Source organism: Pseudomonas sp. PB106 (assembly GCF_009764645.1).
Lineage (GTDB): Bacteria > Pseudomonadota > Gammaproteobacteria > Pseudomonadales > Pseudomonadaceae > Aquipseudomonas.
In genome coordinates this window covers 53493-76515 of sequence record NZ_RWIM01000005.1, presented here as the reverse complement: position 1 = coordinate 76515, position 23023 = coordinate 53493, and the positions used below count along the sequence as shown (strand labels likewise).

The window sequence follows — 23023 nt, the reverse complement described above, 5'->3', positions numbered from 1 at the left end:
CTTATTGTCGTTAAAAGGAATGCCTCGGACAGCCCGATCACTCTTCGAAAATAGCCACCGCACGCACGAAACCTGCAGACGCATGCCGGATCTTGTAGGGAAAGCACGACACCGTGAAGCCGCTCGCAGGCAGGGACTCGAGGTTGGCGAGTTTTTCCATTTGTCCGTAGCCGATATCGCGCCCGGCCTTATGCCCTTCCCAGATGATCGAAGCATCGCCGCTGGCAGCAAAACGCTCACGGGTGTATTTGAACGGTACGTCCCAGCTCCAGGCATCAGTGCCGACCACGCGCACGCCGCGTTCCAGCAGGTACATCGTCGCTTCGCGCCCCATGCCGATGCCGGCATCGAGGTAACCCGGCTGGCCAAACAACGCCCCGGCGCGTGTGTTGACCAGCACAATATCCAGCGGCTGCAACGCGTACTCGATACGCGCCAGTTCCGCTTCGACCTCTTCTGCCGTGACCACGTGCCCGTCGGGCAAATGGCGAAAATCCAGTTTGACCCCCGGCTGCAAGCACCAGTCCAGCGGCAACTCATCGATGCCAAATGCCGGTTCGCCGCCATCGGTGGTCGAGGCGTAATGCCACGGTGCATCCATGTGAGTGCCGCTGTGGGTGGTGATCTGCAAGCGCTCGGCAGCCCACGATTCATTGCCGGGCATCTGCTCAAGCTGCAAACCCGGAAACATCGCGGCCATCTCGGGCCAGCCTTGCTGGTGATCCATGTAATCGATCTTCGGCAACAGCGGCGGCGGGTCTGTGTACGGGTTGTTATCGAGGGTCACCGAAAGGTCGACCAGACGACGTTTACGCTGGATGGGCTGTGACATGAGGCGTGTCTCCGTTCAACGGCAGATGCCGATAAGGGGCTGGGTTGAGGGCGTTGCGAATAAGCGTGGCGACGTTGCCGTCATGGCAGAAACCGGCAGCGCGGGCCTGCGGGGTTTTCAAGGGCGGCATGCGCCCGAACAAGTTTTCGAGGTCTGCGTCAGCGGCGAAACGGATCAGCGCACGGCGTTGCTCGCCGTAAGTTGCCGCCAGTGCATCGATGACCTGGGCGATGGACAACTGCAGCACCGGCAGTTGCCAGACCCGCTGTTGCGCGGCGGCGTCATCCAGTTCGGCGGCGTGAATCAGGTTGCTCACGCAACAGCGTGCCGACATCCACCACGCCGTCGCTTGCGGCGACACCGGGCAGCAGTAGTCGGCGCCCTCGGCAAAGGCACGCATCAAGTCGCTCATGAAAGCCGTGCGCAAGCCGTTGGGTTCGCGCGGTCGCGCGACAATGCCCGGCAGGCGCACCGCGCGGCTGTCGACCTCACCGCGCCGACCCAGATCAATCAGCGCGCGTTCGACCATCAACTTGTGTGTGCCGTACGACAGTTGCGGGTGCAGTTCAGCCTGCTCGTTCATCTTCGCCGGCAGATCCGCGCCGTACACCGCGACGCTGCTGGCATATACCAACACCGGTGGTCGCGCCTTGTTACGCAGTTGATCGAGCAGTTCGAGGCTCGCTAGCAGGTTGACCTGATAACCCAATTCGTAATGCGCCTCCGCTGCTCCGCCGGGGATGCTGACCAAGTGAAACACCACATCGATGCCATCGGCCAAGACCCGGCGCATCAACGCCGCATCCGTCACGCTGCCGCTATGCCGACGCAAGCGCGGCTCGTCTGGCAGGCCTTGGACGTCAGTATCCAGCACCAGCAACGAACGAATGACTTGCCCGCGCAAACTGCCGCGTGCGAGCAGACAACGCAGCAGTTCGCGACCGACAAAGCCATTGGCTCCGGTAATCAGTACACGCATGAGCGTTCCTCAGCCGTGGGCCTTGACGACGCGCTGGTCGATGGCACCAAACAGCGACCGACCATCGCTGCCGGTGACGTCCATGCGCACGCGATCACCGAAACGCATGAAGCCTGTCACTGGCGCGCCCTGCTCGATCATCTCGATGGCCCGGCGTTCGGCGATGCACGCCGAGCCGACGTTGCGCTCGGCGTTCGACACCGTGCCGGAACCGATCAGCGTGCCGGCGCGCAGGCGACGGGTCAGCGCCGCGTGGGCGATCAGCTCACCAAAATGAAAGTTCATCTGCGCGCCGTGCGGCTGGCCAAACCACTCGCCATTCCACTGCACTTGCAGGGGCAAATTCACACGCCCATCAAGCCAGGCTTCGCCGAGTTCGTCCGGGGTAATCGCCAGCGGGGCGAAACTGGAGGACGGTTTGGCTTGCAGAAAACCGAACCCGGTGCGCATTTCACGCGGTGCCAGCGCACGCAGGCTGACATCGTTGATCTGCAGGATCAGTTTGATGTGCTGCAACGCGTTTTCCGCCGAGCACCCCATCGGCACATCATCGACCAGCACGACATATTCGCCTTCGAAATCGATGCCCTGGCTTTCGCTCGGCAGTTCGATGTCATCGTGTGCGCCGATGAAGTCATCACCGGCGCCTTGGTACATCAACGGCGTGCGGTCGGCGCCTTCAATCGGGTCGAGGTTGAACGCCTTCTGCATCAGCGCGCCGTGACTGAGAAACGCCGAACCGTCACACCATTGATAAGCACGCGGCAACGGTGCCATCGCCTGCGCAGGGTCGAAGGCAAAGGCCTCGCGGCAATCGTGTTTTTCAAGTTCACGCGCCAGGGCCTGCAAACGCGGCTCGGATTCAGCCCAGTTTTCGATGGCTTGCTGCAAGGTCGGCGCCACCGAAAGGGCATCGATAGCCCGGGACATGTCGCGCGAAACCACCACCAATTGGCCGTCACGGCTAGCGTTTTTCAAGGTTGCGAGCTTCATGCCGTTTCTCCCGGGCAGTCTTGCAGTTCAGCGGCGAAACGCCCGTCCAGCAGGATAAACACCATGCGCGCCATGGCCTCGGTACGGTTGCTCCACGCGTGATGGGTGCCACGCTGAACCACCACGTCGCCGCGTTTGAGGTGGACTTCCGTATCATCGAGCACCAGCCAGACTTCGCCTTCGGTGACGACGCCGTAATCGAGGGTTTCGGTGCGGTGCATCAGTTTGTGCCGCGCGTTGGCGTGGCCGGTGCCGGCATGCGCCTGGCCAATCTCGGCGAATGCAGCCGCAGCAGCGGCAGCGCTGACCTGGTTCTGCACGCTGTCTGGCGGAATGTCGACGACACGAATCACACTGCCCAGCGGGCCGGGGCTCAGTTGTAAGGGTTTGCCGGTTGGATCATCGGCATTGTCGAGCAGTGCCGGACTGCCGCTGCTGTTCCATATTTCATGAAATACCGTGCCTGGCACCGCTTGCAGTGCGAAGACGTTAGCGGTTGCGCCGAGACTGGCGACGACCGCGCGGCCGTCGGCATCATGCCCGGTGACCACGCGTTTGAAAGGGGGAAGCGCTTGCATGGAAAATCCTCGTTCAATGGCCGTTGCCGATGGAGTCGTGACCGCTAACATGGGGGCGGGTCAACAGACCACCGAGCCTCGGCACGGACAGACAAAACAGTGCCACGACCAGTTGCAGCCAACCGATCACGGCCAACGCTTGCGGCAACGCCGTGGAAGCCCCGGCGGTGATGGCGAGTACCACCAGCGGACTGATGAATTCGCCGGCGAAAATCGCGGCGGTGAAGCACCCCGCCGCTCGCCCACGCTGAGCAAAACCGACTTGCGCCATGATCCAGGTGATCAACGTCGGCAACATCAGGCCGATGCCCAGACCGTTGACCAGGACCGCGACCACCACTTGCGCGTGGCTGCCGGCAGCGGCCATCAACAGGCCGCCGATACCCGCGAGGCCATAGGCAATCAGCAGCACATGCTGGCTGCGCAGACCGCTCAACAAGCGAAAACTCAAGGCCCCGACAAGCACACCGAGTTGATTGGCGCCCATGGTCATGCCGATCTGCTGCGGCGCATCCACGTGCAACAAGTTGAGCAAGTAGCCGGCCTGCACCGGCACGATGAACAGGCTCAGGCCCGCGAGCAGCGATAATCCATACAGGGGCGTCAGTGCGCGCCACGGAAAAACGCGCGGGGCTGGCATCGGAACCGTTGTCGCCGGTTGCACGCGGGGTTGCGGCTCCCAGAGTTTCCACGCCATCAGCGGCAGGAAAATCAGCCCGACCGCGTACAGCGCAAACGGTGTGCGCCAGTCGTCCTGGCCGAGAAAACCACCCAGCGCGATAAACACCGCAGCCGACAGTGAGGTCGCGACCATCTGCAAGGCGAACAAGCGCTCGCGTCGGGCGCCACTGTAGTAGTCGCCCATCAGCGTAGTGCAGCAGGTCATGATCCCCGCCTCCGCCAGACCGATACCGGCGCGGCTGGCGACGATGGCCGGCAGCGAATCCAGCCACAGCGGCAACACACCGCAGAGCGTGTAGAGGGCCATGCTCGCCAACAACAGCGGTTTGCGCCCGAGCCGATCGGCGATAACCCCGGCAAACGGCGCCAGTAGTGCAATCATCAATGCCGGCAGGGTCAGCACGATCGGCACCAGCACAGCGCTGCCTGCGACCTCGGCAAAATGTGCCTGCATGCGCGGCAATACCGGTGCGAGCAATACTGCGCCGAGCACAGGCAGACAGCTGCCGAGCAGCAACAGCAATGATTGCGTCAAACCGGCGTGGCGGGCGCTGCTTTCAACTGAAGACTCAACGGCCATGACAGGTCTCCCGGTGACGGGATTGAACAACATCTACCGCCACGGCTCGCGACGGCACGGCCACATCGACTGCCTCCGCCGGCATTTCTGCGTCGGTGTTCGTGCGCCGTGCAGGCAGCAGGAAGTACGCTAGCGCTGGCAACAACACCAGTGCGCCCACCATGTTCCAGACGAACATGAACGCCAGCAGCACGCCCATGTCAGCCTGGAATTTGATCGGCGAGAAGATCCACGTGGCCACGCCAATGGCGAGCGTGATGCCGGTGAGCATCACCACTTTGCCGGTGGACACCAGCGCGCGGTAATAGGCTTCTGACAGGCTCGCGCCTTGGCGCAGATGACCGAGCAGGATGCTCATCACGTACAACGCATAGTCGACGCCAATGCCGACACCCAACGCGATAACCGGCAACGTCGCGACCTTCACGCCGATGTTCAGCCAGACCATCAACGCTTCACAGAGGATCGAGGTGACCATCAGCGGAATCACCGCGCACAGCGTGGCGCGCCACGAACGGAAGGTGATCAGGCACAGGACGATCACCGCCCCGTAGACCCAGAACAACATCTCGCGGTTGGCCTGTTTGACCACGATATTGGTCGCCGCTTCGATGCCGGCATTGCCCGCTGCCAGCAGAAACTGCACATCATCGTTGTTATTGGCAGCGGCGAATTGCTCGACGTGCTCGACCAGCCGCGTCAGCGTTTCAGCCTTGTGGTCGGTGAGGTAGGCGTACAGCGTGAGCAAGCTGCAATCTTCGTTGTACAAGCCGCGTGGCGCACTGGCGGTGATCATGTTGAGCATCGCCTGATTGTTCTGCAGCTCGTACCACTTGGCGCTGCCTTCGCTGAGGCCGACCAGCATGCGCCGGTTGAGCAAGGCCAGCGAGTTGGTCGAATCCACCCCCGGCAGCGCACGCAGTTGCCAGTCCAGCGCATCAACCTTGGCAAGGATGTCGTAACGCGCACATTGCCCGGCCGGGGTCTTGACCATCACCGCGAACAAATCACTGCTGGCGCCGTAATGCCGGGTCAGAAACGCATCGTCCTGGTTGTAGCGTGAGTCGGCCCGCAGCTCCGGCGCGCCGGCATCCAGATCACCGATCTTCAATTGCAGGCTGACCACAAAACCCAATGCCGCCAACGCCAGACTGATGGCGATGCACAGGCTGGCCCAGCGACGTTGGGTAAACAGATCGAGAAAGCGCCAGAAGCCATGACGCCGCGCGCCGGCCTGGTCGTTCTGCTCGCTTTTGAGGCTCAATTGCGCCGCACGTGGCGTTACGCCGACGTAGGACAGCAACACCGGCAGCAGAATCAGGTTGGTGAAAATCAGCACCGCCACACCGATGCTGGCGATCACGGCCAGATCCTGAATCACCTGAATCTTGATCAGCATCAGCACGGCAAAACCCACTGCATCGCACAGCAATGCCGTCAGCCCGGCCAGAAACAGCCGTCGAAAGGTGAAACGTGCGGCCACCACCCGGTGCATGCCGCGACCGATGTCCTGCATGATGCCGTTCATCTTCTGCGCACCGTGGCTCATGCCGATGGCGAACACCAGAAACGGCACCAGCACCGAATACGGATCCAGCTGATAGTCGAGCAACGGCAACAGGCCCAGTTGCCAGACCACCGCTACCAGCGAACAGAACACCACCAGCACCGTGCTGCGCAGGCAGCGTGTGTACCAGAACAGCACGGCGGTGGTGATCAGGATCGCCACGGCGAAAAACAACAGAATCTGCTTGAGCCCGGCAATCAAATCGCCGACCTTTTTCGCGAAACCGGTGATGTGAATGTCGATCCTGTCGTTCTGGTACTCGCTGCGCAACGCCTCCAATTGCTCGGACAGTACTGAGTAATTCAGCGCCTGGCCGTCAGCAGTCGTCGCCAGCAACGGCACATAAATGATGCTCGAGGTTTGATCGAACGCTACCAGTTGGCCGAGCTCGTTGGAGCGCTGCACGTTGCGGCGCAAGGCCTCGAGACTGGTCGGTGTGCCGGCATAATCGTCGGGAATCACCGGGCCGCCATCCAGGCCGTCTTCAGTCACTGCGACCCAGCGAGTTGCGGGCGTCCACAGCGATTTCATGTAGGCGCGATCAACGCCGGGCAGCAGGTACAGCTTGTCGCTCAGCGCCTGCAGGGTTTTCAGATAATCAGCGTCGTAGATATCGCCCTGGCGATTGGCGACAACGATGCGCAAGGAGTTGCCCAGACCGCTGAGTTGCTTTTGATGTTGCAGATAATTGGCGATGTAAGGTTGTTGCGTGGGAATCATCTTTTCGAAACTGGCGTTCAGCTCGACGCGGGTGGCCTGATAGCCCAAGCAAAGCGTGGTCACCAGGCACACCAGCAACACCCACAACCGGTGATTGAACAAAGTGCGTTCTACGACCGAGCCGGAGCGCGGGTCGAAACTCGCCAGGCTGGCCGTGGCGTTGTCGAATGGTTTCATAACCTCACTCCGAAGCTGTAGCGGTGGGTGACGCCAGACGCGTCACCCCGGTGAAACCGGCCAGCACCAGGCTGCCATCGGCGGCCTGCACGACGCTGGCTATCGGTTTGCCCAGCGGTTTGCCGAAAGGCTGCAGGGTTGGTGCGTCGCCCGAGGTGCGAAACAGTGCGCCCGCCTGATTGACCAACAACAGCTGGCCGTCAGCGGTGCGGATCGCTTCACTGAAGGACACGGGCATCGGTACGGGCGCGGGCACGAAGCTGTTGCCGTCGTCGGTAGAAATGAACGCGTTGCCTTTCAGCCCTGCCGCCAGCAGCGCGCCGTCATCGCGTACTTGCAGGGCGAAGAAGCTGCCGCTGTATGGGCTGTCGAGCGCGACGAAAGATTGTCCGCCGTCCTCGGAACGGGCCACATAGCCTTGCTCGCCAGCGATAAACCAACGCTCGCCTTGTTGCGCGATGGCATACAGGTGCGCGCCCGCCGGGTTATCGATATGGCCCATCAGCGACTGCCAGCTCACACCGCCGTCTTCGGTGGTAAAGGCGAGGCCGTAGGCGCCGACGATCAGGCCGTGCCGCGCATCGGTGAACTTGAGGCTCAGAAACGGTTTGTCCGCGCCTTCGCTGACCATCCGTTCAGCGGTCTGCACGCGCGCCGCCGCTGCGTCGGGGTCATTGGCTGTCGGCAATTGCTCGCGTGCGGCGTGCAACTCCAGTTGCGCAGCGCGGTTGCCGTCCAGCTGCAACGCCCAGTTTTCGCCGCCGTCGTGGGAGACCAGCACCGCACCGGCATGGCCGACCGCCCAACCCGTGTTCGCGTCGACAAATTGCACCGCCGTAAGGCTGACGGAGACCGGCACCTGCGCCTGCCGCCAATTGATACCGTTGTCATCGGAGAGCAAGACGATGCCGCGTTCGCCGACCGCCACCAATCGCGCGCCCGCCCGGGCCAGATCAAGCAGGACCGCTTGCCGGGCCTGCGGCGCGCGCATCGCCGGGGTGTTCAATACATCACCGACGGCAGCGGCCTGAGCCTGACTCACGGGTAATACGCAAGGCAGCGCCAGCAGCGCTAACAACCGCCCGAGCACCTGACAGATTCTGTTCATACCGACCTCGAAACCACTTGTGAAACCGGATCGCCACAGCGTGTGGCGATCCGGCCTGATTCAACGAACCCCGGCACCCGCCATCGCCGCTGGCGAGAATTCAGACGCCTTGTAGCGATCAACCACGCCATATTGCTCAGGCAGGCCGGTGTAGACGTTCTGAATAAACCAGGCGCCGGAGGTCAGGTCGTAGAACCCCGAAGACAGCTGCGCCTGCGCTGGCAGATCCGGCAGCACGGCGGGCAGCGACCACAGGGTTTTGGCGAGTTGGCCGTTAGCGTCCCAGCGGTCGCCGAGCATCGCTTGCCAAGTATCTTCATCGAGGTAATAGCGGCCCTTCGGCAATTGGTGACGCTTGCCCGGTGCGAGTTCGGCGTCCACCACCCACACGCGATGCAACTCCCAGCGCACGTAATCTGGATTCATGTGGTGAGCCAGAAACAGGTCTTCCGGTTTGCCGGCGGTCAGGACTTTGTTGGTGTTGTAAGGGATAAACATTTCCTGCTTGCCGACCAGCTTCCAGTCGAAGCGATCGATGCGCCCCTGGAACACGCTCAACTCATCGAACGACATCACCCCGGCGGTGGCCGGCGTCGGTGTGTCGCAGCAGGCATTCGGCAACTTGCGCACGCGGCGCTGGCCGGTCAGATAGACGTGAGCCTGGGATTTATCGCCGTTGATGTTGGTGCGGCCCATGATTTGCTCACCCGCGCGCAACGGCGGGCCGACATTAAGCAGGCGGAACAGCCAGTAATCACCGGCGAAGCTTTCCGGCGTGCCGTCCTGGTAGTAATACGGCATGTCCTGGATCGCCTGGCCGTCGGTGGTCATCACCTGCTTGCCGTCTGCGGTCATCAGGTAATGGCGAAAGTGCATGGCCAGCGACGTGCCGCGCCAGTTGAGGATGTGGTTCCACATGGCTTCGGCGCCGTTATGTGGAATCGGGAATGGAATACCGCCAAACGCACCTTCGGGTACCGGTCCAGCGCTGCTGTCGACCAGCTTGGCGCGGGTGGCATTTTTCAGAGTGTTGTCATACACCCATTGCGGTGCGGCCGCCGTGCGACGGGTCGGATAGACGTCGATGCGATAGGTGTCGGGAAAACGCTTGAACATCTCCTTAGTGCCATCGCTGAGCTTGCCGGCGTATTGCGCCAGGTTTTTTGAGGTGATGCTGAACAGCGGCTTGTCAGCCGCAAACGGATCGCCGCGCTTGCCGCCCGCTTTGTACGCTGGGTCAACCTTGGTGTAACCGCCCTGCCAGGCTGGAATGCTGCCGTCGGCATTGCCTGCGCGCTCGGCCCCCATTGGCGTGAGACTGGTCGACAGTTTGGCGGCCTCTTCTGCGGTGGCCGCAGTCGCAACCTGACTCAGGACGGTCAAGGTACCGAGCAAGGCAAAGCACAGGGCCTTCAGCCGTGGGAAGCTATTGTGGTGGTGAGAAGTCATGCGCAAGTCCTCTTAAAACGTGGTCTTGACGGAGAAGGCGAGATAATCCCGATCCTTCAGCGATTGCTTGTAATTGAACTGGCTGAGCCCGTTGAGGTTGGTGTCCTCGGCGCCGTAGTAATGCGTGTACGTCAGGCCGGCCGTGACGCGATCGAGGTAAGTGGCAGTAATGCCGATGTTGATGTCGCCACCGTTGTCCGGGCCGAACGAGCTGACCACCGCTGATTTGCCCAGCGGGAAGTAACTGACGCCGACGGGAATGCTGATATCGATGCCGGAGAAAAACTGACGGTAGGTCGGCGTGTAGACGACTTTGAAACCCAGGCCATCATCGGTGGCGTTCGGGTCCAGCGCGGCGCGATTTTTGGTGACGCTGAGCAAGCGGTTCCACGCCACTTCGCCGACCAGTCCGGACTCTCGGGCGAGGAAGTTCGGGCCAAACGACGCCAACACGTTCAGGTTGACGTGAGCGGTACGACCGACCGCGTAGAGCGCGTCATCATCGTTGTCGGCAACGACGCCGGGCAGCACGGTCTGACCGTTCGAGACGAGCGGCATGTTCCAGCGCATCGACGCTTCACCGGCGAAGCTGTACTCGTCCACGGTGGTGGAAAAACTCGCACCCAGCGCGCGAATATCTTCGGGGTAAACCCAGTAGTACTCGCCGATCTGTCCAGTGCTGAAGTTCGGCGCTGCCGTCGACGGTTTCAGGTACAGCTTCGGCGTCTTGTCGTGGTACTGGATGGCGTAGAGGCCGTACTCGACGGTCTCAGCGCTGTATTTCAGTTGCAGACCGCCCTGCCCCGAACTGCGCGCTTCCTTATCGTTACCGTGGAAAAACGCGGCGGGACTGGCCGGGTTGCCGCCGAGGAATGCCGGAAACGGCGCACCGACGATCAGACGCTCATTGCCTTCGCCAATGGTGTCGCTGGTGGAGAAATAGCTGCCGGCGGCGGGTAGTCGGGTTTCTTCCCACTCGAGTTGGTAGTACGCCCCGAGCGATACGTCGTCAGTCAGTTGAAAGGTGCCCGACAGTTGATTGACCGGGCGGGTGATTTCCTTGAACTGCGTGTTAGGCACCGACTGCGCCTTGACCACGTCAACCGGGGCCATGCCACCGGCAATGCCGTTGGCGCCGAAGAACAGGCTCTCGCCCCAGATCAGGCCATGACGGCCGGCGCGCACCGACGTTGCGCGGTCGGCCAATTCACCGTTCCAGTAGACGAACGCGTCGAGAATTTCGCCGTCACCCCCGTGCAAATGGCGGGTGTCATCGGTGAACTCGTCGTAACCCACGGAGCGCGCGTTGGCGCGGGACGGATCGTTATTGTCGTTGTTGCCCTGGTACTCGCTGTCGTACCACGCTGCACCGCTCAAACGTGCGCCGAAGTCCTGAAACGACAGATCCAGTTCCGAGAGAATGTCGGTGCGATTGGAGATCAGGCCTTTTTTGAACGCACGATCACCATCGTCCTGATTGAGCGCGACCTGACCCTCGGTCAATTTGCTGCTCGGATTCTGCGTGCGCCAGGCAGCGCTGTACTTGATCGTGTTGTCCCAGCGCAGCTTGAAATCCGGGTTGCCAGTATCGATGTCGAAAGCGTAAGCGGCCTGGCTGCATAGCACCAGCAGCGCAGCGACGCTCAAACCAAAGGGTGCAGACGAGCAGACCGGGCGACGCGCGAGCGCCGCAGTCGTAGAACTAACCATCGCGTTAACCTCTTGTTTTTATAGTGGTAACTGCTGTGGATGAGTCGCAGGTGTGGCTTAGATTGGCTCGGCAGTGCGCGCGAGCATTTGCTTGACCAGGCCGATGCGATCGAAGGCGCGGTCGTGCTGCATCTCCTTGTCGCCGGCCAGCACCGAGCTTTCGCTGATGTATTTGCAACGTTCGAAGCGCCGCGCCATGAAGCGCTGCAACTGCTGCTCGACGCTGGTGGTCGCGGACTGCTCGTGAGTCAGTTCTTCGCTGAGCACAATCGCGTCTTCGATGGCCATACCCGCGCCTTGACCGAGGTGCGGCGTGGTGGCATGGGCCGCATCGCCGATCAGCAGGACGCGTCCGCGATGCCACGGTTCATCGACGAACACCACTTCCATCGGCTTGTAGACGACCTGGCTGTTGTCGGTGATTTGCTCGCGCAGTTCGCCGATCAGCCCGGTAAATCCTTGCAACCGCTGGCGCATCTGAGCGGCCAGATCGGCAGGATCCATCCACGGATTGGAGGGCTCGTGGGACGTCAGAAACAGGTACATCAAGTCGCCGGCCAACGGCACCAGCCCGGCATTGCCGTCAGCACTTTGATAGTTGGCCAGATGATCGATCTGTGGCGCGCGGGGAAAGTTGTAGCGCCACACCGACTGGCCGGTGAAACGCGGGGTGTAGGCATCGCCAAAGACCAGGCTGCGCACTTTCGAGAACAGACCATCGGCGCCGACCACCAGGTCGTAGCGGCCGCGACTGCCGTCGGTGAACAACACGTCGACCTCTGTGCCGTTGTCGTCCAGCGCTTCCACACTCAGGCCCAAACGCACGTTGGCACCGAGTTGCAGGGCGGTTTCGCTGAGGACTTTGTGCAGCGCCAAGCGGGAAATACCGACGTTGGCGGGGTATTGCGGGCCGGCCAGTCGTTGACCCGGAATACGCGCCAGTTGCTGTCCGCCCGGGCCGTAGATGGCGACGTCCTCGAAGGCATAAGCGGCGTCCAGATAACCGTCGAGAACGCCGAGCTTGGCCATTTCACGAACGACGTTGCTCTGCTGAATAATCCCGACGCCATAGACTGTCCATTCGGACTTGAGCTCGATCAGGTCGACCTCGATACCTTTACGCCGCAAGGCGATGGCTGCACACAAGCCGCCGATACCACCGCCCACGATCAGAACGTTGTTCACTGCACTCATGGTGTTCTCTCTTTTTATTCTTGTGATCGATGCTGCGTCGGGCACGGCATCGTTGGATGAAGCTTCCCGGCAAAGCAGGGATTTGACTAATCGCGAGTAGGGATGCGATGTATCGCCGTACGCGATACCTCGATTTATCCCGGCAACGGCATCCCTTCAGGCATTTGCACCAGCAGCCAGCCATCCTTCTCGCTGAACGGCAGCGCCTCCAGTCTCTGGCCCAGGCACGGGCCGTAGATGCACTCGCCGGTCGCCGGCAGAAATTGCGCACCGTGGGCGTAACAGACGATCAACTGGCCATCGGCGGACAGGAACTTGTCCTTGCGATACTCCAGGCGCACGTCCAGATGCGGACAACGGTTGCGATAGACCCGCACCTGATGGTCATGACGCAGGGCAAACACGCTGTCGCGTCCCTGCGCCAACGGATCGAATCCGCGCGCCCGGCCCTCCTCCAGTTCGTCCAGCCGACACAATGGCTGCGCGATACCGCTCATGATCAGCGCGGCCTCAACCGAGTTTTGGCGGCGGGCCACCTGGGGCCCATTTTTCTTTGGCGCTGAACAGGAACAGCTGCGAGTTATCCGCCGACAGCGGCGCGCGACGGGCCTCCCAGGCGTCATCGTGCTTGTCCATGTCGGCGTCGTATTCGATGTGGCAGCCCAGCGGACTGTTGAAGTACCAGAACCAGTTGGAGCCGAACAGGTGACGGCCCGGGCCCCAGAAACTGGTCCAGCCCTTTTGCTCGAAACGCGTCCCGGCCAGCAGCACTTCGGTGCCACTGCCCATGTGGAAGGTGAAGTGTTCGCAGCCCTTCATGTGCGGCGGGGTCTGGATCATGAACAGGCAATGGTGATCATCGGAGCCTGCCGGACGCATGAACGGCCCGGCACCAATGAAGGTGTCGGTGGTGCGAAAACCCAGACGCTCGGCGTAAAAAGCTTCAGCCTTTGCCGCGTCGGGGACGAAATACACTACGTGCGACAAAGTGCGCGGAACAGCGCCCATATCGAGGGTAATGCCCGGCTGGTTAAGTGGCCGCTGTGGCGCATGGCCGGCGGCGTTGGTCAGATCCTCCGGTGCGCTGTAAGGCTTGCGCACGCTGACCTGAAACGCGATGGCGAAACCCATGTCGTCAACGCTGTGCAGCACGCCGTGTTGATCGCGACGGATGGGGCGATCACGCGCCAGCTCATCTTCAATGGCGTCCAGATCGCTGAGCGCAGCGACCCCGTAGACCGTCTCGCGAATCGACGGCGCCGGGCCGATCGCCACCGGCAAATCAGGATCGTCGGCTCGACGGATAATCACGGCGGTGCCGTCCAGCGCTTCGAAACGCCCGCCGTTGCTGTCAACGCCGACCGGCGCAAGGCCGTAGTCGCGCAGGCAATCGGTGCAGGCTTGAATGTCATCGACGCCAAAAATCAGGGCATCAAGGCCAATGATGTTCATGGCTTACCACTCCATTGAAATTATGATCCGGTGACTGTCGCCATGGACGCCTTGCAGCGCGCCGGGCCTGACTGGAAACCGGTGGTGGTGTCGGCTGCATGGCCGACTGAGGCGAAGATTGGCGCAAGGGCTGACAGCTGACTAATCGCGAGTCGGGATGCGACCTATCGGCAAACGCGATACCTGCGACGAAGGTTGACGCGCCGATGGATTCGATCGAATGTATTGCGAAAATAAATACAAAAACGGACCTGCCCATGCGTTTCAACCATCTGGATCTCAACCTGCTGGTCGCGCTCGATGTGTTGCTCGAAGAGCAGAACATCACCCGCGCTGCCGAACGCCTGCACATGACCCAATCCGCCACCAGCGGCGTGCTCGCGCGTTTGCGTACCTACTTTGAGGATGAGCTGCTGGTCCAGGTGGGCCGCAAGATGCAGCCCACGCCTTACGCCACGGAACTGGCCAAACCGGTGCGTGAAGTCCTGCTGACGATCCAGTCCTCAATCACCGCCAAACCGGTGTTCGACCCGGCCACCAGCAAGCGACATTTTCGCCTGGTGACCTCGGACTACCTGATCAGCGTGCTGTTCGCCCAGGTGATTCAGAACATTCATCAGGAAGCGCCCAACATCACTTTCGAAATGCTTGGCCCCAGCGACAATTCCGGCGAGTTGCTGGTGCGTGGCGAGGTCGACCTGATGATTGTTCCCGAGCGCTACATCATTGACGGCCACCCTTCGCGCCTGCTGTTCGAAGAAGAACACGTGTGCGTGGTGTGGCAAGGCAATACGCAAGTCGGCGATACCCTGACCCTTGAGCAGTACATGGAGATGGGCCATGTCTCGGTGGGCTTCGGCCGTACCCGGCACATGAGCATCGAAGAATGGTTCATGAATCAGTACGGCTTCAATCGGCGCATTGAAGTGATCACCAGCGACTTCAATACCTTGCCGCAATTGATCGTTGGCACGCAGCGCATCGCCACGATGCACCAGCGTCTGGCGAACCTCTACGCGCACTATCTGCCGCTGCGCATCCTGCCGCCGCCGGTGAAGATTCCGGTCATGCGCGAGTACATGTTGTGGCACCGCAGCGTTGACGGCGACCCGATGCATCGCTGGCTGCGCGAACGCATCAGCGAATCCATCCAGCATCTGCAACACGTGCCCATCGTATCTCGCGATACCTCGTATCCGCCGTCGCGATTGGCCAATTAGTCGGGTGATCCTTAACGTGCCTTGGGAACGCCAAGGCAACCATAAGGACAACAATAATCATGTTTCGCTATTTCCCGACCAACTACGTTTGGAATCTCTCTGTCGACCTGGCCATTGAAATGGGCGCCCGCATGGGTGAAATCGAAGAGATGTGTGCCCCGCTGCAAGAGGCTGCGAAACAGCCAGACGCGGCCGGCACCCGCGCCTTTCGCGAAACCTGGGCGAAAATGGCCGACAAGCTCTGCGGTCTGGCCGAGGAAGACGAAGGCAATGGCCGGATGCTCTCGGCTGGCGAAAAATACAACCGCGCCGCCACCTATTATTTGACCTGCGAGCGCCTGCAAGCCCATGGCGCTCCGGGGCGTACCGAGCTGTATCAGCGTTTTCTGCAGACCTTCAAGCGCGGCATCGAACTGTCGCGGGAAAACTGCGAACGGGTGGAAATTCCTTACGAGGGCAAACATCTTTCCGGCTTGTTGGTGCGCGCCGAAGGCGTCGAGGGTCCCGCGCCGATTCTGGTGCAGGTCAATGGTCTGGACTCGACCAAGGAAATGAAATACCGCGTGGGCCTGCCAGCGTGGCTGGCGAAACGCGGCATCTCCTCACTGATCATCGACCAGCCAGGCACCGGCGAAGCGCTGCGCCTGCATAGCCTGACCGCACGATTCGACAGTGAACACTGGGCCAGTCGCGTGGTGGACTGGCTGGAAACCCGAAGCGACGTTGATGCCAAACGTATCGGTCTGGAAGGTGTCTCGTTGGGCGGTTATTACTGTCCGCGCGCGGTTGCATTCGAACCACGCTTCGCCTGCGGCGTCGTGTGGGGCGCCAACCATGACTGGCGTGATGTGCAAAAGCGTCGACTGGAAAAGGAAGGCAGCTTCCCAGTGCCGCATTATTGGGCGCACGTCTGCTGGGTCTGGGGCGCCAAGGACGTCGAAGAGTTCATGACCATCGCCGAAAACGTCCACCTCGACGGCGTGCTCGACCGGATCAAAGTGCCCTTCCTCGTGACCCACGGCGAACAGGATTCCCAGATTCCGTTGAAGTGGGCGCATCGCACCTACGAACAACTGGTCAACAGTCCAAAGTGCGAACTGAAGATCTTCACCGAACGTGAAGGCGGCGTGCAGCATTCGAGCTTCGACAACAGCATCAATGCCGGGCATTACATTGCCGACTGGGTTGCTGAAACCTTGGGTGGTCGCACTGCCTGATCACTGAAAAACGCGCACAAAAAAACGCCGGACAATCTCACGATTGTCCGGCGTTTTCGTTTATGGATTCCGTCAGGCGCAGCTATTGACGCAATCAATGCTCGGCCATCGATGCAATCTGCTGGTGGCCCCCTCGCCTGCTCTTTAGCCTCATGCACAGAACAATCACACAGTGAAGACGCCATGACTGCCCTGCACCTGAAATGCCAGACCCTGTTTGACGGCACCGGACTGGAAACCCGCCAGCAACAGACATTGATCGTCGAAAACGGCCTGCTCAGTTACGTCGGGCCCACCGCGCTGGCACCCGCTCCCAAGCCAGGCGACACACAGGTGGATGCGGGGGATAATTTCGTCATGCCGGGGCTGGTGGACGTGCACACGCATCTGGCCTTCGGCAACGCGCAGAGTGAAGAAGACATTGACCTGTGGACCAGCGACGAATTTCGCGCCTTGCGCGGGATGTTCTTCGCCCAGCATGTGCTCGCGGCCGGTGTCACCAGCATGGTCTGCCCCGGCGACAGCGGTCAGCTCAGCATCGCCGTGCGCAATGCGGTGACCGCGGGTTTGTTCGAAGGGCCGAGGATCGCGGCCAGCAGTCGCGTCATCACCAATCGGCAGAGTCTGAATGACTGGTTCCCGAGTCGCGTCGGCGCCCCTGAATACTTCACCGCCCAATTAGTCACCAGCCGTAGCGACGCCCTCGCGGAGATCCGCAAGCAGGCCAAGGACGGCGTCGACTTGATCAAAATTGCCATGGACGGCACGCACCGCCGCCCCAACGGCGAAATCATTGCGGCCTTCACCGCCGACGAGACTTTCGAAATGGTCGAGGAAGCACACCGTCTGGGCTGCAAGGTCGCCACCCATGCTTACGGTCGCGAAGCCGTGATGTACGCGGCGCGCGCCGGCGTTGATCTGGTTTTCCATGCCTTTTACATGGACGATGCGTGCATCGAAGCACTGCTTGAGGCCGGCAGCATTCTGGCCCCGACCATGACCTTCCCGCAGAACACCGTGGATTTCTGCCAGCCCCATGATCCGGCGATCAGTACGGGTTATGCCGGTTATTGTGCTCGCACATTGGAGGTCGGTTCGGCGGTGCTCAAGCGAGCCAAGGCTGCGGGAGTACCGTTTGCCTGCGGCAGTGACAGCGGTTTTGCGGTTACGCCTTACGGCGAGTGGCACGCCCGTGAGCTGGAGCTGCTGGTGACCCGGCTTGGATTCACCCCGGCCGAAGCGTTATACGCCGCGACCGCTGTCGGCGCACGCTGCATGCCGCGCGGTGAAACCCTCGGCACGCTGCAGGTGGGCAAGCAGGCGGATTTCCTGCTGCTCGACGGTTCACCGCTGGACGACATTCGCATCCTTCAGGATCGTTCGCGCCTCAAAGCCGTTTATAAAGCCGGACAACCGGTGCGCCTTGAGCGCAGCCCCTACAACCCTAAGCAAGTGTCGGATTTCAATTCGCTGAAGTGGACCGACCTGTATACCCGTGACCGCGTTTCCCAACTGGGCAAGTGGGCCGTATGAGGACAGAAGCCATGCAACGACTCGACTTGCTGACCGCCACAACCATGGCAAGCGATGCCATCCGCATCGCTCGGAAAACCGGGATCAAACCGCTGGGCGTCGCCGTACTGGATGCCGCCGGCCATCCTTTGGCGGTTCTGCGCGACGAACACGCCACCTTCCTGCGCCCGCAAATCGCCATCGGTAAGGCACGCGGTTGCTTGGGCATGGGTTTTGGCGGACGTGAACTGGCACGACGCGCGCAGGCCATGCCGGCGTTTTTCGATGCGATCAACAGTTTGACCGGCGGTGAAGTGATTCCAGTGGCGGGCGGCGTGCTGATTCGTGATGCCGAGGGCGTGGTGCTGGGGGCCATCGGCATCAGTGGCGATACTTCGGACAACGACGAGCGCTGCGCATTGCTGGCCATCGCCAACGCCGGATTGCTCGCCGACAGCGGCGATCAGCCAGAGGGTTGATCGAGCAACGCGGCCTGTTCCACGAGCAGGCCGCGAAACCACTGCATGACCGGGTCGTGTGCTTGATAGGGATGCCATTGCAAGACTTGAACGGCCTCCGGAAACGCTACCGGCGCTGGGAGAATACGCAACGGATAACGCTGGGCAAAACGTTGCGCCTGGCGTTGAAACACCGTGGCGATGCGCGCGGTGCCAACGATGAACTCTGGCATCAGCACAAAGCTTTCAACGGTCACCGCCACTTGCCGCTCAATCCCGAGTTCATGCAGGTGCATGGCGTCCATCGCCAAGTTGTGCCCGTCGGCGAACTCGCGCACCACATGCGCTGCGGCGCGATAGTCGGCCATGCTCAGTTGCTCGCTAAACTCTGGCTGCTGGGCGCAGACGATACAACAGAGCTGGTCTGTCATGAGCGGCACATGGGGATAGGCCGGATTCAACCGTCGTTGCGGCACGATGACGCAATCACTGCGCCGATAATCGAGTGCTTCGCTGACGACATCACCGTCACGCGGCACGGGCATGTCACGCAGGCTCAAGCGAATATTCGGAGCGATACGCGCCAAAACACGGCTTACTGCGGGAAGCAGCACGTCGGCGACGTAATCGGAGGCGACCAGGGTAATGTGCCGATTGCAGTGTGCCGGATCGAAATCCAGCGGCGCGTCGACGATTTCCCGCGTCAGTTCAAGCGCCGCACGTACTTTTGGCAGCAACGCCTGGCCCAACGCGGTGGGTTCCAGGCGTCGCCCCACTGGCACCAGTAACGGGTCATTGAAATGTTCACGCAAACGGCCCAATGCCGAACTGGCGGCTGACTGTCCCAGGCATAGACGCTCGGCCGCCCGGCTGACACTGCACTCGCTCAGCAAAGCGTCCAGCGCAACCAACAGATTAAGGTCGAGGCGTCGATATCGCATGTCGGTTCCGTCGAAGGGGTGAGTCGAGGATTTGCCCGAATGCCGGGCATGATCGACAACAAATCATGACCTTAACCAGCGGCTCACCGATGCACCAATCGCGTGCTTCGCTGGCAGGTATCGTCAACAGCGATACCAAGCGCTATTGCCCGCCCCGCGCAAACTGGTTACGCCCCAACGCCTTGGCGTTGTACAGCGCCTGATCCGCCGCCTCGATCAATCCCTGCAAGCCCTCCAGTCGCGCGCCGGTTGCCGTGGCGATGCCGATGCTCACGCTCAGGCGCCCGAACGGGCTGGCGCTATGGGCGATATTCTCTTGCTTGAGGCGATCGAGGATAAGTTGCGCCACCACCGCGGCGCCGTCAGCGTCGGTATTTGGCATGATGACGCTCATTTCCTCGCCACCATAACGCGCCAGCAAGTCTGAAGGACGTCGCACACAATCCTGCAGCACGCGGCCAACGGTCTGCAGGCAGGCATCGCCGGCGACGTGACCGAACGAGTCGTTGAACAGTTTGAAGTAGTCGATATCGATCATCAGCAATGCCAGCGTGCTGCCGTCACGTTGTGCTCGCCGAGCTTCCATCGCGAGACTCTCGTCAAAGCAGCGTCGGTTGGCCAATCCTGTCAATGCGTCTTTCATGGCGAGCAACTCTAGTTGCCGGTTGGATGAGAGCAATTGCTGCTGCGTGCCGCGCAACTGATCCTCGGCCTCGGTACGCCGGCGGATATCCAGAATCAGAAACCAGCCAATCAAACCGGTCAGCCCGAGCAGCCCGGCCACCACCACTGCCGACAGCAACGCTTCCAGGCGCCAAGCGGCGAGGGCTTCGCGCTTGCCGAGGGCGACGGTGGTGATCAACGGCAGACGATCACTCTTGCGGAAGGCGTACAGCCGCTCAACGCCGTCCAGGCTGGAGGTGAACGACGCGGTGCCGACTGAGTGATCGACCAGATACTTCGCATAGATCGGCGACTTGGAAAAGTTGCGGCCCATGTCCTGCTCGCGAAAGGGATAGCGAACCAGCAACGTGCCATCGGTGTAGGACAAGCCGATGGCACCGTCCTGCCCGACGTCGAGCTTGCCAAACAGGCGCAGAAAGTTTTCCACCCCCAACGTCACCGCCACCACACCGGCAAACTCGCCGCTTGCATCATTGAAACGGCGGCTGACGGTAATTACCCATTCCTGATTGGAACGGCTCTGAATCGGTGGCCCGATGAAAGTCTCGCGGGAGGGATCATCGCGATGATGGATAAAATAGGCGCGATCGCTGCTGTTCGATCCGGCGGGAATCGGCCGGTTGGAAGACATCAGCCAGCGACCCTGAGTATCGTAGATGGTGATGCCACTGAGCTGCGGCATCAACGGTTCCTGGCGCTTGACCAGGGCACTCAGCCGCTGAATCTGCGCGGGGCCACTGCCTTCGGTTTCCAGACGCTCGACGAGGCCGAGCAACAGCAATGAACTCTGGCGGACGATGCCTTCGGAGTACGTCGCCAACGCCTGGGTCAGGTTCAAGCCATGGACGTTGACTTCCTCCAGTGCGCGCTCGCGAGACGCCAACACTTTCCACACCGTCAATGACGCGAGGGAACAACCGATCACCCACAACAAAAGCACAACCAGATGAGTATCACGCTTCACATTGCTACCTTTTGGAAAGTCCGGTTTTCCGCTCCAGCGACTCATGATCGACCCAACGGCTGCAGACGCCTGCGCTCGCCGCGCGCAAGGATACAAGCAGTGATGAAACGTTGCAGCAACAGATTGTGCAGGGCGATCACCTGGGTGAAGTCTCATGACACAGGCTCATTAACAGAAGCCACGAATGACTTGTACGATGTCCTACCACGCGGTATTACTACGTCTCCCAAAAACAATAAAACCACGGAGATCGCTACATGGACTCATCCCATTCCGCCAGGCCTGAAAGCCTCGACCGAGCGCAAGGCAATACCCGCCGCAGCTTCCTGAAAAAATCCCTCGCCATTTCCGCCACGCTTGCCACCGTCGGCAGCACTGCCCTCACCCGGATCGCCGAGGCCGCCGAGCCCTTGAGTCAGCGCTACCCTGATCCACTGATTCACATCCTCGATGACAGCTTCCTCGAGCTGCGGATTTTCAACGCCAGCGTTGAGAAACTCGCCACCGGTATGCGCTGGGCCGAAGGACCGGTGTGGGTCGGTGATGGCCGCTATTTGCTGGTCAGCGACATTCCCAATAATCGCATCATGCGCTGGGACGAAATCACCGACACCTTCAGCGTGTACCGCGAACATTCGAACTTCTCCAACGGCATGTGCCGGGATCGCCAAGGGCGTCTGATCGTCTGCGAAGGCTCCACCACCACCAGCGAAGGCCGGCGCATCACGCGCACTGAAGCCAATGGCACGATCACCGTGCTGGCCGACAGCTTCGACGGCAAACCCTTCAACTCGCCCAACGACGTCGTCTGCAAAAGTGACGGATCGATCTGGTTCAGCGATCCGCCCTTCCAGACCGGCAACAACTACGAAGGCCACAAAATCACCCCGAGCCAACCCCACGCCCTGTACCGCATCGACGGCGAGAGCAAGAAAGTCACGCGGGTCATCGACGACCTCAACGGCCCTAACGGCCTGTGCTTTTCTCCCGATGAAAAAACCCTGTACGTCGTTGAAGGTCGCGCCAAGCCCAATCGCTTGATCTGGGCGATTGCCGTGAAGGACGACGGCACACTCGGCGAACGCCGCAAGCACATCGAAGGGCTGGAATATGCCGCGATCGACGGCATCAAATGCGACGAAGCGGGCAATCTGTGGTGCGGCTGGGGCGGCAATGGCGATCCCAAAGCCGACCTGGAAAAACTCGACGGCGTGCGCGTTTTCAATCCGCAGGGCAAAGCCATCGGACACATTTCCCTGCCAGAGCGCTGCCCGAATTTATGCTTTGGCGGACGCGAAGGGAATCGGTTGTTCATGGCCAGCAGTCACTCGATCTATTCGCTGTTCGTGAACACTCGTGGGACTACGTTTGCGTTGTAAAAGCGAGGTTCGTCTTGCGTTGAATTAGTGAGCATCGGAACAATAGTCTGCCGCGCATCCGAAGATGCGCGGCATTCAAGCCCGAACGGATGATGGCAGGTGCCCAACAGCCGTTTACGACCAGAAACCCTTGTGCGGCTCAGCCGCCTCCCCCTCCAGCATCGGCCCCAACACACTGACCTTGCGCTGCCCCTTGGCGAATACCTCGCGGCACGGCAGCGAGAACGTCGGGTTCTCCGGATGGTCACCCGTCAACCCCAGCAACGCATGCTCAGACAAGGCGTAAACCACCCGCCCTATTCCGGTCCAATACACCGCACCGGCGCACATGCAGCACGGTTCGGCGCTGGTGTACAGCGTGCACAGTTCCAGCTCTTGCGGCGACAGCAGTTTTGCCGCTGCCGCCGCTGCCACCAACTCGGCGTGCTGAGTGGGATCGCCTTCCGGCGGCATCGAGTTGTTCCCCGCTTCGACAATCACCTTGCCGTTGCGGTCGGCCACCAATGCCGCGAACGGATGGCGCCCGCGTTGCTTCGATGCCTCGGACAAGGCGATGGTCTGGCGCAGCAACGTCAGATCAAGCTCACTGACGCCAGCCGGGATGAGCTGAGTGAATTGATTCATGGGT

20 protein-coding genes are annotated in these 23023 nt (G+C 61.0%); 5 read left to right on the top strand and 15 right to left on the bottom strand.

Annotated features, from left to right (window positions below; all coding sequences use genetic code 11):
• Positions 1 to 37: 37 nt before the first annotated feature.
• The 12 genes from EJA71_RS01065 to EJA71_RS01010 all read right to left on the bottom strand — a co-directional run bounded on the left by EJA71_RS01065 (position 38) and on the right by EJA71_RS01010 (position 14020).
• On the bottom strand, positions 38 to 832 hold the full coding sequence (locus EJA71_RS01065) for a cyclase family protein (protein ID WP_158953544.1): 795 nt from the start codon (positions 830 to 832) through the stop codon (positions 38 to 40).
• Positions 810 to 1811 (bottom strand): NAD-dependent epimerase/dehydratase family protein, encoded by a 1002-nt coding sequence (locus EJA71_RS01060; protein WP_158953542.1) that lies wholly within the window; start codon positions 1809 to 1811, stop codon positions 810 to 812. Before EJA71_RS01060 ends, EJA71_RS01065 begins: the two co-directional genes overlap by 23 nt.
• A gap of 9 nt (positions 1812 to 1820) precedes the next feature.
• Positions 1821 to 2804 (bottom strand): fumarylacetoacetate hydrolase family protein, encoded by a 984-nt coding sequence (locus tag EJA71_RS01055; protein ID WP_158953540.1) that lies wholly within the window; start codon positions 2802 to 2804, stop codon positions 1821 to 1823.
• Entirely contained in the window at positions 2801 to 3382 is a 582-nt protein-coding gene (locus EJA71_RS01050) for a cupin domain-containing protein (protein WP_158953539.1), read from the bottom strand. The genes EJA71_RS01055 and EJA71_RS01050 overlap by 4 nt, the downstream gene beginning before the upstream one ends.
• A gap of 13 nt (positions 3383 to 3395) precedes the next feature.
• Positions 3396 to 4643, bottom strand: coding sequence for an MFS transporter (locus tag EJA71_RS01045; RefSeq protein ID WP_158953537.1), 1248 nt, complete (start codon positions 4641 to 4643; stop codon positions 3396 to 3398).
• On the bottom strand, positions 4633 to 7107 hold the full coding sequence (locus EJA71_RS01040) for an RND family transporter (RefSeq protein ID WP_158953535.1): 2475 nt from the start codon (positions 7105 to 7107) through the stop codon (positions 4633 to 4635). The genes EJA71_RS01045 and EJA71_RS01040 overlap by 11 nt, the downstream gene beginning before the upstream one ends.
• 4 nt (positions 7108 to 7111) lie before the next feature.
• Positions 7112 to 8215, bottom strand: coding sequence for a YCF48-related protein (locus EJA71_RS01035; protein WP_158953533.1), 1104 nt, complete (start codon positions 8213 to 8215; stop codon positions 7112 to 7114).
• Between the two features lie 60 nt (positions 8216 to 8275).
• A complete protein-coding gene (locus EJA71_RS01030) occupies positions 8276 to 9664 on the bottom strand; it encodes a DUF1329 domain-containing protein (protein WP_158953531.1) in 1389 nt (462 codons plus the stop codon).
• A gap of 12 nt (positions 9665 to 9676) precedes the next feature.
• Positions 9677 to 11374, bottom strand: a complete 1698-nt coding sequence (locus tag EJA71_RS01025; RefSeq protein WP_158953529.1) for a DUF1302 domain-containing protein — start codon at positions 11372 to 11374, stop codon at positions 9677 to 9679.
• 57 nt (positions 11375 to 11431) lie between these two features.
• The gene (locus tag EJA71_RS01020) at positions 11432 to 12568 is read right to left on the bottom strand and encodes an FAD-dependent oxidoreductase (RefSeq protein ID WP_158953527.1); all 1137 of its coding nucleotides are present in this window, start codon (positions 12566 to 12568) and stop codon (positions 11432 to 11434) included.
• A 134-nt stretch (positions 12569 to 12702) separates the two neighbouring features.
• Positions 12703 to 13065 carry a Rieske (2Fe-2S) protein gene (locus EJA71_RS01015; RefSeq protein WP_158953675.1) on the bottom strand — a complete coding sequence of 121 codons (363 nt, stop codon included), beginning with the start codon at positions 13063 to 13065 and terminating at the stop codon, positions 12703 to 12705.
• A gap of 13 nt (positions 13066 to 13078) precedes the next feature.
• Positions 13079 to 14020, bottom strand: coding sequence for a VOC family protein (locus EJA71_RS01010; RefSeq protein ID WP_158953525.1), 942 nt, complete (start codon positions 14018 to 14020; stop codon positions 13079 to 13081).
• Between the two features lie 257 nt (positions 14021 to 14277).
• Here EJA71_RS01010 and EJA71_RS01005 point away from each other — a divergent pair, with 257 nt between their 5' ends.
• From EJA71_RS01005 to EJA71_RS00990, 4 genes are all read left to right on the top strand, one after another.
• A complete protein-coding gene (locus EJA71_RS01005) occupies positions 14278 to 15240 on the top strand; it encodes a LysR family transcriptional regulator (protein WP_158953523.1) in 963 nt (320 codons plus the stop codon).
• A 59-nt stretch (positions 15241 to 15299) separates the two neighbouring features.
• A complete protein-coding gene (locus EJA71_RS01000; RefSeq protein ID WP_158953521.1) occupies positions 15300 to 16457 on the top strand; it encodes a S9 family peptidase in 1158 nt (385 codons plus the stop codon).
• A 183-nt stretch (positions 16458 to 16640) separates the two neighbouring features.
• A complete protein-coding gene (locus EJA71_RS00995) occupies positions 16641 to 17990 on the top strand; it encodes an amidohydrolase family protein (RefSeq protein ID WP_158953519.1) in 1350 nt (449 codons plus the stop codon).
• A gap of 11 nt (positions 17991 to 18001) precedes the next feature.
• Positions 18002 to 18448, top strand: a complete 447-nt coding sequence (locus EJA71_RS00990; RefSeq protein WP_158953517.1) for a heme-binding protein — start codon at positions 18002 to 18004, stop codon at positions 18446 to 18448.
• Here the strand turns inward: EJA71_RS00990 and EJA71_RS00985 are convergent.
• Both EJA71_RS00985 and EJA71_RS00980 read right to left on the bottom strand, forming a co-directional pair.
• Positions 18433 to 19368, bottom strand: a complete 936-nt coding sequence (locus EJA71_RS00985; RefSeq protein ID WP_158953515.1) for a LysR family transcriptional regulator — start codon at positions 19366 to 19368, stop codon at positions 18433 to 18435. The genes EJA71_RS00990 and EJA71_RS00985 overlap by 16 nt on opposite strands.
• A gap of 142 nt (positions 19369 to 19510) precedes the next feature.
• Positions 19511 to 21016, bottom strand: coding sequence for a sensor domain-containing diguanylate cyclase (locus EJA71_RS00980; protein WP_158953513.1), 1506 nt, complete (start codon positions 21014 to 21016; stop codon positions 19511 to 19513).
• Between the two features lie 257 nt (positions 21017 to 21273).
• Between EJA71_RS00980 and EJA71_RS00975 the strand changes: the two genes are divergently transcribed.
• Positions 21274 to 22395, top strand: coding sequence for an SMP-30/gluconolactonase/LRE family protein (locus tag EJA71_RS00975; protein WP_158953511.1), 1122 nt, complete (start codon positions 21274 to 21276; stop codon positions 22393 to 22395).
• 114 nt (positions 22396 to 22509) lie between these two features.
• Here EJA71_RS00975 and EJA71_RS00970 read toward each other — a convergent pair whose 3' ends face one another.
• Positions 22510 to 23019 (bottom strand): nucleoside deaminase, encoded by a 510-nt coding sequence (locus tag EJA71_RS00970; RefSeq protein ID WP_008077533.1) that lies wholly within the window; start codon positions 23017 to 23019, stop codon positions 22510 to 22512.
• Positions 23020 to 23023 lie beyond the last annotated feature (4 nt).